Raw genomic sequence first — 13,671 nt, forward strand, 5'->3', positions numbered from 1 at the left:
GTTCCCCGCGCCCCTGACGGGGCGGGCCCGCCCCTCCCACGTACGCACCACAGGAACAGGACTAGGACTTTCGGATGTCTTCTGCCGTGCGCTTCGGCGTCAATTACACGCCCAGTGAAGGGTGGTTCCACCACTGGCTCGACTTCGATCTCGACTCCGTGCGCGCCGACCTCGACTCGATCGCGGAGCTCGGGCTCGACCACATACGGGTCTTCCCGATCTGGCCCTACTTCCAGCCGAACCGCTCGCTGATCCGCCCGCGCGCCGTGGAACAGCTCGTCGCCGTCGCGGACGCGGCCGCCGAGCGGGGCCTGGACGTCAACGTGGACGGGCTGCAGGGCCACCTGTCGAGCTTCGACTTCCTGCCCGCGTGGACGCAGACCTGGCACCGGCGCAACCTCTTCACCGACCCCGAGGTCGTGGAGGGGCAGGCCGAGTACCTGCGGACCCTGGCGGCCGCCCTCGCCGACCGGCCCAACTTCATCGGCATGACCGTGGGCAACGAGATCAACCAGTTCTCGGCGGGCCCCCACCCCGACCCCGACCGCGCGCAGACCGACCTGGTCGACGCCTGGCTGGAGCGGATGCTCACCGCCTGCGAGAAGGGCGCCCCCGGCAAGCTGCACCTGCACGCGGAGTACGACGCGGCCTGGTACCAGGACGACATGCCGTTCACCCCGGCGCAGGCCGCGCGGCGCGGCGCGGTCACCGCCGTGCACTCCTGGGTGTTCAACGGCACGGCCCAGCGCCACGGGCGCACCGGCGTCGCGACCGAGCACCACGCCGCCTACCTGATCGAGCTGAGCAAGGCGTGGGCCGACGACCCGGCCCGCCCGGTCTGGCTCCAGGAGGTCGGCGCCCCGGCGCCGCTGGTCCCCGCCGAGCACGCCGCCGTCTTCACCGAGGCGACCGTCGCGAACGCCCTGGACTGCCCCGACCTGTGGGGCGTCACATGGTGGTGCTCGCACGACGTCTCCCGCGACCTCGCCGACTTCCCCGAACTCGAATACGGACTCGGCCTGCTGACCAACGCGCGCCGGCCCAAGGACAGCGCACGCGCACTGGCCCGCGCCGCCCGCTCGGCCCGCGAGCAGGCGTACGCGCCGAAGCCCCGTACGACGGCGCTCGTCGTGCCGACCGAGCCCGCCCGGCGCTCGCTGTGCGCCCCCGGCGGCCCGGTGTTCGAGGCGTTCTTCCGGCTCACCGCCGACGGCGCCCGGCCGACCACCGTCCTCGCGTCCCGCGCGGACGACGCGGAGCACCTCACCGCGCGGGGCATCACCGAGGTCGTCACTCCCGACCAGGTTCCGTGACCCCACGGAGATGCCCCCGGAGCCCCCGGCACCCGGCGCTTCCCCGGAGGAACCGGTCGGCGGACCTCCTTCGTTGCAGGATGGAGACGAGAAGGAGGCGAGACGGCGGCGCGGTTCGAATTGCGGGCCGATGGGGAGCTTTACCCCGCGTCGGACCCCGCGACCCCGATCCACACCCGGTGACCACCGACCACCGGTAACCACTGGTGACCGCCGGTACAGAGCAACAACCCGCACAACGGAGTTACGGAGCACCCCACATGCATGACGACCGCGGCCTGGTCGAAGCCCGCCTCAAGCGCGTGCTCGACGAGCGCATACGACCCGCCGTGTACCCCGAGTCCCTGCCGCTGGAAGTCGCGGTGTGGAACGCGCCCGGCGAGCCGGTGCCCGTCGAGGAGGGGCTGGCCGCCACGCCGTCCCCGGTGGCGGTCGGCGACAGGTGGGGCGCTCCCTGGGGCACCAGCTGGTTCCGCGTGACGGGAACCGTGCCCGAGGAGTGGGCCGGGAGGACCGTCGAGGCGATCCTGGACCTCGGCTTCGACGAGAACATGCCCGGCTTCCAGTGCGAGGGCCTCGTCTACCGTCCCGACGGGACCCCGGTGAAGGGCCTCAACCCGCGCAACCAGTGGGTGCGTATCGGCGCGCCCGTGACCGGCGGCGAGGAGGTGCGCCTGCACATCGAGGCCGCCTCCAACCCCGTCATCCTCGACTACCACCCCTTCCTGCCCACGCAGCTGGGCGACAAGGAGACGGCCGGCAGCGAGCCGCAGTACAAGCTGGCGCGGATGGACCTCGCCGTCCTCGACGAGGAGGTGTGGCAGCTCGTCGTCGACCTGGAGGTGCTCGGCGAGCTGATGGCCGAGCTGCCGGTCGACTCCGCGCGCCGCTGGGACATCCTGCGCGCGGTGGAGAAGGCCCTGGACGCCGTCGACCTCCAGGACGTCGGCGCCACGGCGGCCGCCGCCCGCTCCCACCTGGAGGCGGTGCTCTCGGCCCCGGCCGTGCCCTCCGCCCACCGCATCAGCGCGGTCGGCCACGCGCACATCGACTCGGCGTGGCTGTGGCCGCTGCGCGAGACGGTCCGCAAGGTCGCCAGGACCACCTCGAACATGACCGCCCTCCTGGAGGACGAGCCGGACTTCGTCTTCGCCATGTCGCAGGCCCAGCAGTGGGCCTGGGTGAAGGAGCACCGGCCCGAGGTGTGGGCGAAGGTCAAGAAGGCCGTCGCCGACGGGCGGTTCGTGCCCGCGGGCGGCATGTGGGTGGAGTCCGACACCAACATGCCCGGCTCGGAGGCCATGGCGCGCCAGTTCGTGCACGGCAAGCGGTTCTTCATCGACGAGTTCGGTGTCGACAACGACGAGGCGTGGCTGCCCGACACCTTCGGCTTCGCCGCCGGACTGCCGCAGATCATCAAGGCGGCCGGCTCCAAGTGGCTGCTCACCCAGAAGATCTCCTGGTCGCAGACGAACAAGTTCCCGCACCACACCTTCCGGTGGGAGGGCATCGACGGCACCCGGATCTTCACGCACTTCCCGCCCGTCGACACGTACAACTGCTCGATGAAGGGCAGCGAGATCGCCCACGCGGCGAAGAACTTCAAGGACAAGGGCGTCGCCCGGCACTCCCTGGCGCCGACCGGCTGGGGCGACGGGGGCGGCGGCACGACCCGCGAGATGGTCGCCAAGGCGGCCCGCCTGCGGGACCTGGAGGGCTCTGCGACCGTGGTCTGGGAGACCCCGGAGCAGTTCTTCCGGAAGGCCGAGGCGGAGTACCCGGACGCCCCCGTCTGGGTCGGCGAGCTCTACCTGGAGCTGCACCGGGCCACCCTCACCAGCCAGGCCAAGACCAAGCAGGGCAACCGCCGCAGCGAGCACCTGCTGCGCGAGGCCGAGCTGTGGGCGGCCACCGCGGCCGTGCGGGCCGGGTTCGCCTACCCGTACGAGGAGCTGGACCGGCTCTGGAAGACAGTCCTGCTGCACCAGTTCCACGACATCCTGCCCGGCTCGTCCATCGCCTGGGTGCACCGCGAGGCGCGGAAGACGTACGAGGCGGTCGCCGGGGAGCTGACCGGCATCATCGACGCCGCCCAGCGGGCGCTGGCCGGTGAGGGCACGACCGCCCTCGCCTTCAACTCCGCCCCGCACACCCGCGACGGCGTCCCMGCCGGCGGCGCGCGCACCCCGGCCATCGGCGGCGAGTGCACGCTCGTGCCGCGCGCGGACGGCGGCTTCGTGCTCGACAACGGCTGCCTGCGCATCGAGATCGACGCCCGCGGTCTCGTCGTCTCCGCCTTCGACCTCGCCGCCGACCGAGAGACCCTCGCCCCCGGCACGGCCGCCAACCTGCTGCAGATCCACCCCGACTTCCCCAACATGTGGGACGCCTGGGACGTCGACGAGTTCTATCGGAACACGGTCACCGACCTGGTCGAGGCCGACGAGGTCGCCCCCGGCGAGGACGGCGTCTCGGTCCGGGTGGTACGGGGCTTCGGGGCGTCGAAGGTCACCCAGGTGCTGTCGCTGGCGCCGGGGGAGTGGCGGCTCGACATCGACACCGAGGTCGACTGGCACGAGACGGAGAAGTTCCTGAAGATGGCCTTCCCGCTCGACGTGCACGCCGAGCGGTACGCGTCCGAGACGCAGTTCGGGCACTTCTTCCGGCCCACCCACACCAACACCTCGTGGGAGGCGGCCAAGTTCGAGGCCTGCAACCACCGGTTCGTCCACCTGGAGGAGCCCGGCTGGGGCGTGGCGGTCGTCAACGACTCGACGTACGGCCACGACGTGACGCGCACGGTCCGCGAGGACGGCGGGACGACCACCACGGTCCGGGTGTCGCTGCTGCGCGCCCCGCGCTTCCCCGACCCCGAGACCGACCAGGGCGTGCACCGCTTCCGGCACGCGCTGGTGCCCGGCGCGGCGATCGGCGACGCGGTGCGCGAGGGCTGGCGGATCAACCTGCCCGAGCGCAAGGTCGTCGGCGGGGTGGCCGAGGTCGCGCCGCTGGTCACCGTGGCCCAGGACGCGGTCGTGGTCACCGCGCTGAAGCTCGCCGACGACGGCAGCGGTGACGTGGTCGTCCGCTTCCACGAGTCGCGGGGCGGGCGCAGCCGGGCCACGCTCACGGCGGGCTTCGACCTCGGCTCGGTCACGGTGACGGACCTGCTGGAACGCCCCCTGCCCGAGGCTGCCGCCCCGGAGCGGGACGGCAACCGGCTCACCTTGCGGCTGCGGCCGTTCGAACTGGTGACGCTGCGGCTGAAGCGGGCCTGAGGGTTCTTCTCCGGCTGCGGGCCGGTGGGGGGGCGCCCCTGTTTTTCAGGGGCGCGGGGAACTGCGCGACAAGCCCCCACCGGCCCGCGCCCACCGCGCCGGGCTTCTCCGCGGCCATGCGGCCGGAGTCCGTCGCACGGTTCACGTTCCCGGACGGCGCGTTCTGGGCCGCCGACCTCGCACAGCGGAAGCAGTGGAAGAAGGAGCAGGCGGGATGAACGACTTCGACGGACTCAGGGCCCTGGTGACGGGCGGCGCCTCCGGCATCGGGCGGGCCACCGCGGAACTGCTGGCCTCCCGGGGCGCCCGGGTCGCCGTCCTCGACCTGGACCCCGGGAGCGTGGACGAGCCCCTGCTCGCGTACGAGGCGGACGTGTCGGACGACGCGTCCGTGCGCCGGGCCGTCGCCGCCGCGGCCGCCGAGCTGGGCGGCCTCGACGTGCTGGTCAACAACGCGGGCGTCGGCGCCCAGGGCACCGTCGAGGACAACGACGACGACACCTGGCACCGCGTCCTGGACGTCAACGTCGTCGGTATGGTCCGGGTGACCCGCGCCGCCCTGCCGCACCTGCGCGAGTCCTCGCACGCGGCGATCGTGAACACCTGTTCCATCGCGGCCACCGCGGGCCTCCCGCAGCGCGCCCTGTACTCCGCCTCCAAGGGCGCCGTCCTGGCGCTGACCCTCGCCATGGCCGCCGACCACGTCCGCGAGGGCATCCGCGTCAACTGCGTGAACCCCGGCACGGTCGACACCCCCTGGGTCGGCCGGCTGCTGGAGGCCGCGCCCGACCCGGCCGCCGAACGGGCCGCCCTGGAGGCCCGCCAGCCCACCGGCCGCCTCGTCACGGCGCAGGAAGTGGCGAGTGCCATCGTCCACCTGGCCGGTCCGCTGTCCGGGGCGACCACCGGCACGGCCCTCGCAGTCGACGGCGGGATGCAGGGGCTGCGCCTGCGTCCGGCGGGCCGGTGACCGGCATGGCGGCCGACGGGGGGACCGGCACGGCGGCCGGCCCGGCACCGGACCCGCGCACCCGCACGCTCGGCCGCACCTCCGTCCGCGTGACCGCCCTCGCCCTGGGTACGGCGGCCATCGGCAACCTCTACCGCGAGGTCTCCGAGGAGCAGGCGCACGACACCGTGCGGGCCGCCTGGGACGCGGGCGTGCGCTACTTCGACACCGCGCCCCACTACGGCATCGGCCTCTCCGAGCGGCGGCTGGGCGCGGCCCTGCGCGGGCGCCCCCGGTCGGCGTACACCGTCTCGACGAAGGTGGGCCGCCGCCTGGAGCCCACCGGCGCGGGCGGCGACGACCTGGCCGACGGGTTCGCGGTCCCCGCCACCCACCGCCGGGTGTGGGACTTCAGCGCCGACGGGGTACGCCGTACCCTCGACGCCAGTCTGGAGCGGCTGGGCCTGGACCGGGTGGACGTCGTCTACCTCCACGACCCGGACGACCACGGCGAGCAGGCGTTCCGCGAGGGGTATCCGGCCCTGGAGGAGCTGCGCGCGCAGGGGGTGGTGGGGGCGATCGGCGCGGGCATGAACCAGGCGGAGATGCTCACCCGTTTCGTCCGGGACACGGACGTCGACGTGGTGCTCTGCGCGGGCCGGTACACGCTCCTGGACCAGCGGGCCCTCACCGGACTGCTGCCGGCCGCGCGGGAACGCGGCACGTCCGTCGTCATCGGCGGCGCCTTCAACTCCGGCCTGCTGGCCGACCCGCGGCCGGGGGCGACGTACGACTACGCCGCCGCGCCGTCCGGGCTGCTGGAGCGGGCGCTCACGCTCCAGGCGGTGGCCGGCCGGCACGGCACCACCCTGCGCGCCGCCGCGCTGGCCTTCTGCGCCGCCCACCCGGCGGTCGTCTCCGTCCTCGTCGGGGCGCGGTCACCGCACGAGGCACGCGACGCGGTGCGGCAGTTCACGACGCCGGTGCCGTCCGGCTTCTGGCAGGAGCTCCGCGAGGAGGGCCTGCTGCCCGCCGACGCCCCGGTGCCGGCCGACGCCCCGGCAGTGAACCCGCCCGAGCTGCCGTGACGGACCCCGCGCAACCCGACCGTACGGGGCCCGGTCAGAGTTTGATCGTCACGAGCCGTTCGCCGTCCGCCGTGCGCACCTCGTACCGGACGATGTCGGAGGGGTGCATCGCCGCCGCGCCCCGCATGGCGTCGGGGGACGGCGGCGCCTCCTCGGGCACCGTCCAGCTCAGGACGACCTCCTCGGAGCCGTCGGCGCCGATGGCGAACAGCCGACAGGTCTGGTCGGCGGAGGCGTTCCTGACCTCGGCGTCCACCTCGCTGCCGTAGGCGCGGTCGTGGGTGGTGACCTCGGCCCACACCCCCGTCCCCGGATCGGTCGCGGCGACCGTGTCGGTCACCGTGCCCTCGTCCCCGGCGACGACCGCGATCGCGGGCCCGCCCAGGGCGAGGACCACCGAGGCGGCGAGCGCGAACAGCCAGCGCCTGCGCCCGCTCCTGCGGGTCGAGACGACCTCCTCAAGGAGCCGGTCCAGAAGGCCGGGACCGGCCTGTGTCATGGGGTTCACGGAGCGCGGCGTCGCCTGGGCGTACGCCCTCAGCGTCCTGGTGGTGGCGGACAGTTCATGTATCTGAACCGCACACTGGGGACACTCCATGAGGTGGTCCTCGAAGCGGAATGCATCCGCCTCGTCCAGCACGCCTAGCGCGTATGCGCCGACGTCGCGGTGGCGTTCCAGCGACCTCATACCAAATCCTCGTGCCGTGCCGATGGGGGTGTGTGCGGGGAGTAGCTGCTTGCCCACCGGTACGCAGGGGACCGCCGAATCACTCAAGTCCCGCCCGGAATGCAACCAGGAGATTCGGAGCGGCCGGGCCCGCGGATTGGTCGAGGTTCGAAAAAAACCGGCCGGGGAGGCCGGCGTCAGAAGAGGTGGATCGCCAGGTGCCCCAGCGGCAGCCCCAGTTGCCACGCCGGAGTCCAGACCTTGGGGCCGTCGTCCTCCCCGGCGACGCAGCCGCCGCCCGGCACCGCGTCCAGGTCGGGCGCCAGCAGCTCGGTCTCCTCCAGCCAGCGCCAGGCCGCCGCCGCCAGGTCCAGGTCCGGCGTCGGGCCGCCCGTCCGGCGGGCCTCGGACCAGAGTTCGGCCATGCGGTCGCCCACCCACTCCTGCCACGGCTGGTCGTACGCCGTCAGCGACAGCCACGTCTCCAGCTGCGTCACCACACGGATGCCGGAGAGCTCGCCGCTCGTGTCGGACAGGAAGATGGTCAGCGCCAGGGCGTCGCGCCCGGCCCGGAACTCGAAGGACGTGGGCGGCATCAGGTCGCCGGTCCGCAGCAGCTCGTCGGCGATGTACTCGGCGTACAACCAGGCCATGGGGACGGTGAGTTCACCACCGCCGGTGCCGTCCGTACTCTCTTGACCTCTGTGCAGCATCCCTTCCCGCCTTCCTCCGGTGCGTGCGCGTCGCCCGTACCCGGGCCCCAGTCGGGAACACGGATGAGGACAGCTGATTGCTCAACCATGATCCTCAGCAAGGCGCTTTACGGAGGCTTGACCTTCCCTCCGGTTTCACCGCAGGTCGGCCGCGTATCCCGGAAGAACCCGGCGCAGGGCGCGCAGCGCGTAGTACGCGCGAGATTTCACGGTACCGGGCGGAATACCCAGGGCCGCCGCGGCCTCCGCCACGCTCGCCCCCCGGAAGTACACCTGCACCAGGACTTCACGGTGCTCGGGAGTGAGAGTCTTCACAGCCTCCCGCACGTCCAGCGTCGCCACCGAGCGCTCCGCGTGATCGGCCGCGACCCGCGCGCTCTCCAGCACGGCGTCCCCGACCTCGGCGGGTCGCGCCTGCCGCGCCCGGCGGGCGTCGATGGCCAGGCGCCGGGCCACGGTCAGCAGCCAGGGCCGTACGGAGTCGAAGTCGTCGGCGCGCAGTGCCTCGGGATGCTGCCAGGCGCGTACGAACGTCTCCTGCACCAGGTCCTCGGCGCGCTGGCGGTCCCCGTCGGAGAGCCTCAGCAGCAGCGCGAAGAGCGGTGCCCCGTGCTCCCGCTGCAAATCGGCCAGCTCGTGCTCGGCGGTCGTCCTGCTGTTCATGGTGATGGCGGCCGTCATGGCCGTATGCCAGCGCAGGCCGTCGCGCCGGGACAGGGCCGCGGCACGGCTCGTCGGCAGACGGTCGAACCCGTCGACGAACGGTACGACGAACGGTCAACCGGGACGGAAGCCTCCGCCTCCGCATCCGTCCGGACCACGCCGGTCCGGCCCGCGGCGCCGCCGTGACCGGTTCACCGCTCCCTGCGACCGGCCCGCGGGGTCCCGTGGCCGGTCACGGCACCACCGTCACCGGCCAGCGGCCGGCCTTCACCAGCCGGATGGCGACGGAGCCCACGATCCGGTGCCCGGCCTGCTCCGACGCGCCCACCACGACGGCGTCCGCCTTGAGCTGCTCGGCCGCCGTGACGAGGCCGTTGTAGGGGTCGCCGCGGAAGGTGTGGAACTCCCAGCGCACGTCGAATATGCCCTTGACCTGCTCGGCGGCGGCCCGGATCTCCCGGACCAGCTCCTCGGCGATCTGGTCGGTCGTCTCGGCGACCGGCACCCCGAGCGCGGCGCCCGCCGTCATCACCGGCTGGACGTACACCAGGGTCAGCAGCGCCCGCTGCCGGCGGGCCAGGCCCCCGGCGTAGGAGGCGGCCCGCAGCGAGGACTCCGAACCGTCCACCCCGGCCATGATGACCTTGGGCCCGTCGGTGCCGCGTTCGAACTGGTGGGAGTGGTGTTCCGTCACGGCCCGAGGCTATCGGAACCGGTCCGCCCGGCCACCGTCCGGGACCCCGAGGACCCGTCCGCCGCCACCGGCACCGGTCCGCGCGGATGCTCCCAACGGGTGTTTTCGTACCTCCGCCCCGGTGGCGGTGTGCGCGGGGGCGCCACCACCGGGCGACTGATCACTCATGAATAAGGATCAGCTCTGCTCGCGGCGCCGGGCGCTGCTCGCCGGCGCCGCCGTCCTGGGAGCGGCGGGCACGGCCGGCGCGGCGCACCTGCTCACCGGCGACCCAGGTCCCCCGGCCCGCTCCTCCGCCCCGGGGCCCAGGCGAACAGGATGCCCCGCAAGCCCTCCGCCTACCGTCTGCAGCCCCTCACCGGATACGGGCCGGTCCGCGGCGGGCCCGCCCGCACCTCCGTGCGCCACGAGCCGTTCCTGCGCATGACGGGCCGGGGCCGCAGCATGGTGCTGTCCTTCGACGACGGCCCCGACCCCCGCTACACCCCGGACATCCTGAAGGTCCTCAAGGCCCACGACGTGCGCGCCATGTTCTTCGTGTGCGGCGAGATGGCCGCGGACAACAAGGACCTGCTGCGCCGGATGTCCGACGAGGGGCACGTGGTCGGCAACCACACCTGGTCCCACCCGCTCCTGACCAAGCTGAGCAGGTCCGCGATCCGCTCCCAGATGGAGCGCACCAGCGACGTCGTCGAGAGGACGTACGGGGAGCGGCCCGGCTGGTTCCGCGCCCCGTACGGGGCCTGGAACCGGGCCGCGTTCCAGATCGGCGCCGAGCTCGGCATGGAGCCGCTCGCGTGGACCGTCGACACCCTCGACTGGACGACGCCGGGGGCCCGCACCATCGAGCGCCGGGTGGTCAAGGGGGCCGGCCCGGGTGTGGTCGTGCTCGGGCACGACGCGGGCGGCGACCGCTCGCAGAGCGTGCGGGCGCTGCGCGAGTACCTGCCGCGGCTGCTGGACTCGGGCTACCACGTCACGGTGCCGCGGCGGCAGTTCACCTGAGAGGGCGGCGTACCACCGCCCCCCGGATCCCCGGGGCCCCGGTCCTCCTCAGCGCACCTCGACGAGCCGGGCGAAGGCGACGACGTTCCCGTCGTAGCCGTTCTGCTTCGAGAAACCGCCGCCGCACGTGATGACGCGCAGTTCGGGCTGCCCGGTGTTCCCGTACACGCGGTCCCCGGGGAAGTCGTTCTTCTCGAACACCTCGATGCCGTAGATCTCGAACACGGCGGTCTTCCCGTCCCTGCGTCCGACCTCGACGCGGTTCCCCTTCTTCAGGGCACCGAGGCCGTAGAAGACGGCGGGCCCCTGCTTGTTGTCGACGTGGCCCACGACGACGGCCGTGCCCTTCTCGCCGGGCGAGACCGCGCCGGAGAACCAGCCCGCCAGGTTCGCGTCCTCCGGCGGCGGGGCGTCCACCCAGCCCTCCATGTCGAGGCCCACCGGCACGGCGGGGGCGTCGACCTGGATCGCCGGGATCCTGACGCGGTCCACCTCCGAGAACGGCAGGGGGGCCGGAGCGCCCGGCCGGGACCGGTCCGGGACGGAACTGTCCGCCGCGGCGGCCGTCGCGGGTTGCGGGGGACCCACGTCGAACTCTCCCGAGCCGTTGCGGATGAGAGCGAGGCCGGTCAGCAGGACAAGAGCTATGACGCCCCAGGGAGCGCGCTTCCTGGGACGCTCCTCCTCTTCGGCCAGCTCGGACACGGACATTCGCACACCCCTCTCGACGCGGCCGTCGCCCCGTCCGTAGCGCATACGAGAACGCTAGGCGCAGCCCGCGGACGGGGCGACGGGAGAGGGGCGAACGGGTGGTGGGCGAGGTCGCCGTGCGCCATCCGAGTCTGCCCCGGAACTAATTTCCTGACACTGTGTGACCTGCGGCAATATCCGATTGTGTTCCTTTCCGTCGGCGTGTCCCCTCACCGGTACGGCCCCTTCTCGAAATGCGGGTCCGTGCACGGCAACTGAGTGTTCGTCTGGGAGGCGTTCTCTCGCCGATCGACCCGGGGACGTTCCCCGGGGCGCCTTCCGCGGAGGATCACATGCGTAGCACTCGTGCCCTGGCGGTCTCTGCGACAGCGGTCGCCGCCCTCGGACTCACCGCTCCCTCGGCCGCGGCCTGGGACACCTCTAGCAACATCGTCGCCATGCCCGGCGCCATCGCCCGGGGCGGCCAGCTGACCGTGACCGTCGACGGGTGCCCCAGGGGCGGCTACATGACGTCCAACGCGTTCTCGCGGGCGTCCCTGTCGCCGATCAACAACCACAGCGAGACGTCGAAGGGCACCGCGACCGTCAACAGCTCGGCCACCCCGGGCGCGTACGACGTCACGGTCCACTGCAGCGGCAAGCCCGCGCTCACGAAGTCCGCCGCCTTCACCGTCATCGGCGGTGTCCGCGGTGGTCTGGGCGGCAGCAGCTCGGACGGCGCCACGCCGACCGACATGGCGATCGGCGGCGCGCTCGTCGGGCTCGCGCTCGCCGGCGGCGGGGTGTTCTGGATGCGCCGCCGCGCCGAGAACAGGATCTGAGAGCTCCCCCCTGCGGGACGGACCCTTCTCCCCTCGGAGGCCGGACCGCACGGCGGACGGCCCTGCGCCCCGGCCCCTCGCGGGTCCCGGGGCGCAGGGCCGTCCGGTGCGTCAGCCGCCGTGCCCGCCGGTGCGCCGGCGCGACCAGTGGTACGCCGCGCCGACCGAGCCGGCGATGAGCGCCGCTCCCAGGCCGATCTCGCCCGGGTCGAAGCCCCCGGCCGCGCCGCCGATGCCCGCCTTGACGCCCCGGTGGACGGGCGGGTGCGTCGGGTCGTCCGGCCGGCCGCCGGCGATCGTGAGGTCCGTGCGGCCGGATTCGTGCCCGCACTGGAACGTCACCTCGTACACCGCGCCGGGCCTGGCGTCCCAGTCGACGGTGGCCGTGGCGGTGGACTGCCCCTTGTGCAGCGTCACCGTGTCGAAGACGCCGGAGGTGACCTTGGCGGTCTTCCGGCAGCCCTCGACCGACAGCGTGACGCGGCCGCCCGCGGCGATCGTCGACGGGGCGACGTCGAAGCCGAACGAGGTGATGTCGCGGTCCCTGTCCCTGTCACCGTCGCCCTCGGCGACGGCGACGGGCGTGGCGAGGGTCAGGGCGGTCATGCCCAGGAGCGCGGCCGAGGCGACGCGTATCGCACGCATGGTGAGTCCTCCGGGTCCCCGAGGAGCAGACCGCGGACCTTTTCCGCTGCGCCGTACATGCACCTCGATGTCCGAAACGCTAGGAAGGTACGGTCGGCGGCGCTATCGCAGTCGCGCGAATGGGGCAACGGTGTGGGCCGAACCGGTTGTCCCGCTCCTGCGGCCGGGGGACGGGCGCGGCGCGGGTCCCTCATGTGCCGGCCCCGGGGAAGTAGGCGAGGAACGGGTCCGTGCTCGCCGTGATCCCGCGGCTGTAGGGGGCGTCGAAGTCCCAGATCAGGAAGAGCAGGAAGGCGATCAGCGCGGCGAACAGGCCCGCCAGGACCACTTCCCGCAGGGTGCGGCGGATCTGCAGGGCGAAGATCATCCCGACGGTCACCACGGCTCCGATGATCAGGCCGAACCACACGACGCCCGGCATGGTCGGCGCCGCCGAGTCGGCGCGGGCGGTGCGCGCGGTGTCCGCGGCGGTCACCTGGTCGAGGAGCGGCTGGTACGCCTGGGCCTCGAAGTCCGTCCCCGGCTCGTAATCGGTGACGTCGTGGCGGACCCGGTCGAGTAGCTCCTCGCCCCGGTCGGTGACGCGGCCGTCGTCCGCCATGGTCTTCCACTCGGTCTTCACGACGTGGCCGACGTACGCGTCCACGTCGGCCCGGATGCGGTCGCGCACGTCGGGCGGGTAGACCCGGACCCGTTCGTGGATCTCGTGCAGCGCGTGCGCCTCCGTCTGGACGTGGTCCTCGGCGACGCTGCGCGCCTCCCAGACCCCGGCGATGGCGAGGCCCAGCACGATGGCGTACACCACGCCGATCATCATCGTCATGTACTCGATGACGTCGGGCGTCTCGGACGGGTCGTCGTCCTCGGAGACCGTGCGGTGCCGCACGAAGGTGACGACGAGGACGACGACGGCGGCGGCCGCCATCACGAGGGTGAGAACAAGCCATTCCGACAAGGGGGTCTCCTCCAGGGGTCAGCGCGGGCGCAGCGCGGCGGCGGCGAGCACCGCGGGCGCGGTGATGAGCAGGGTGAGCGACACCAGCGACGGCCCCCCGCGGGGCGGGGCCTTGTGCGCCCTGATGCGGTAGGGCGGGTAGCTCACCGGGGTCGCCGACGGGCCGGGC

The 13,671-nt window shown here is 73.1% G+C and carries 12 protein-coding genes and 2 pseudogenes; 7 read left to right on the forward strand and 7 right to left on the reverse strand.

The features are described from left to right. Positions 1-74: 74 nt before the first annotated feature. The 5 genes and pseudogenes from FGF04_RS35975 to FGF04_RS35990 all read left to right on the forward strand — a co-directional run bounded on the left by FGF04_RS35975 (position 75) and on the right by FGF04_RS35990 (position 6,628). Positions 75-1,313: a glycoside hydrolase 5 family protein gene (locus tag FGF04_RS35975; RefSeq protein ID WP_149515589.1), complete on the forward strand. Its 1,239-nt coding sequence runs from the start codon at positions 75-77 to the stop codon at positions 1,311-1,313. Positions 1,314-1,573: 260 nt separating this feature from the next. Further along, positions 1,574-4,591, forward strand: coding sequence for an alpha-mannosidase (locus tag FGF04_RS35980; protein ID WP_149515590.1), 3,018 nt, complete (start codon positions 1,574-1,576; stop codon positions 4,589-4,591). 77 nt (positions 4,592-4,668) lie between these two features. Continuing rightward, a pseudogene (locus FGF04_RS42195) lies at positions 4,669-4,809 on the forward strand (fuconate dehydratase); the annotation flags it as partial. After that, positions 4,806-5,561, forward strand: a complete 756-nt coding sequence (locus FGF04_RS35985) for an SDR family NAD(P)-dependent oxidoreductase (RefSeq protein WP_149515591.1) — start codon at positions 4,806-4,808, stop codon at positions 5,559-5,561. The pseudogene FGF04_RS42195 and the gene FGF04_RS35985, both read left to right, overlap by 4 nt. Before the next feature lie 5 nt (positions 5,562-5,566). After that, entirely contained in the window at positions 5,567-6,628 is a 1,062-nt protein-coding gene (locus FGF04_RS35990; RefSeq protein WP_149515592.1) for an aldo/keto reductase, read from the forward strand. 34 nt (positions 6,629-6,662) lie between these two features. On the opposite strand, the gene FGF04_RS35995 is transcribed toward FGF04_RS35990, so the two are convergent. The 4 genes from FGF04_RS35995 to FGF04_RS36010 form a co-directional block, all read right to left on the reverse strand. Then, positions 6,663-7,316 (reverse strand): anti-sigma factor family protein, encoded by a 654-nt coding sequence (locus FGF04_RS35995; RefSeq protein ID WP_149515593.1) that lies wholly within the window; start codon positions 7,314-7,316, stop codon positions 6,663-6,665. A 176-nt stretch (positions 7,317-7,492) separates the two neighbouring features. Then, a complete protein-coding gene (locus FGF04_RS36000) occupies positions 7,493-8,008 on the reverse strand; it encodes a hypothetical protein (protein WP_149515594.1) in 516 nt (171 codons plus the stop codon). 135 nt (positions 8,009-8,143) lie between these two features. Beyond that, on the reverse strand, positions 8,144-8,689 hold the full coding sequence (locus FGF04_RS36005) for a sigma-70 family RNA polymerase sigma factor (RefSeq protein WP_149515595.1): 546 nt from the start codon (positions 8,687-8,689) through the stop codon (positions 8,144-8,146). A gap of 214 nt (positions 8,690-8,903) precedes the next feature. Next, positions 8,904-9,365 carry a universal stress protein gene (locus FGF04_RS36010; protein ID WP_149515596.1) on the reverse strand — a complete coding sequence of 154 codons (462 nt, stop codon included), beginning with the start codon at positions 9,363-9,365 and terminating at the stop codon, positions 8,904-8,906. Positions 9,366-9,531: 166 nt separating this feature from the next. Here FGF04_RS36010 and FGF04_RS36015 point away from each other — a divergent pair. Further along, positions 9,532-10,370: pseudogene (locus FGF04_RS36015) on the forward strand (polysaccharide deacetylase family protein). Between the two features lie 48 nt (positions 10,371-10,418). Here FGF04_RS36015 and FGF04_RS36020 read toward each other — a convergent pair. Continuing rightward, the gene (locus FGF04_RS36020) at positions 10,419-11,081 is read right to left on the reverse strand and encodes a class F sortase (protein WP_149515597.1); all 663 of its coding nucleotides are present in this window, start codon (positions 11,079-11,081) and stop codon (positions 10,419-10,421) included. Between the two features lie 332 nt (positions 11,082-11,413). Here FGF04_RS36020 and FGF04_RS36025 point away from each other — a divergent pair, with 332 nt between their 5' ends. After that, positions 11,414-11,902: a hypothetical protein gene (locus FGF04_RS36025; protein ID WP_149515598.1), complete on the forward strand. Its 489-nt coding sequence runs from the start codon at positions 11,414-11,416 to the stop codon at positions 11,900-11,902. A 111-nt stretch (positions 11,903-12,013) separates the two neighbouring features. Here FGF04_RS36025 and FGF04_RS36030 read toward each other — a convergent pair whose 3' ends face one another. Together FGF04_RS36030 and FGF04_RS36035 are read right to left on the reverse strand one after the other, a co-directional pair. Next, entirely contained in the window at positions 12,014-12,547 is a 534-nt protein-coding gene (locus tag FGF04_RS36030; RefSeq protein WP_149515599.1) for a hypothetical protein, read from the reverse strand. Positions 12,548-12,737: 190 nt separating this feature from the next. Beyond that, a complete protein-coding gene (locus tag FGF04_RS36035; RefSeq protein ID WP_149515600.1) occupies positions 12,738-13,502 on the reverse strand; it encodes a bestrophin-like domain in 765 nt (254 codons plus the stop codon). Between the last annotated feature and the right edge of the window lie 169 nt (positions 13,503-13,671).

Source organism: Streptomyces apricus (assembly GCF_008369065.1).
Classification (GTDB): domain Bacteria; phylum Actinomycetota; class Actinomycetes; order Streptomycetales; family Streptomycetaceae; genus Streptomyces; species Streptomyces apricus.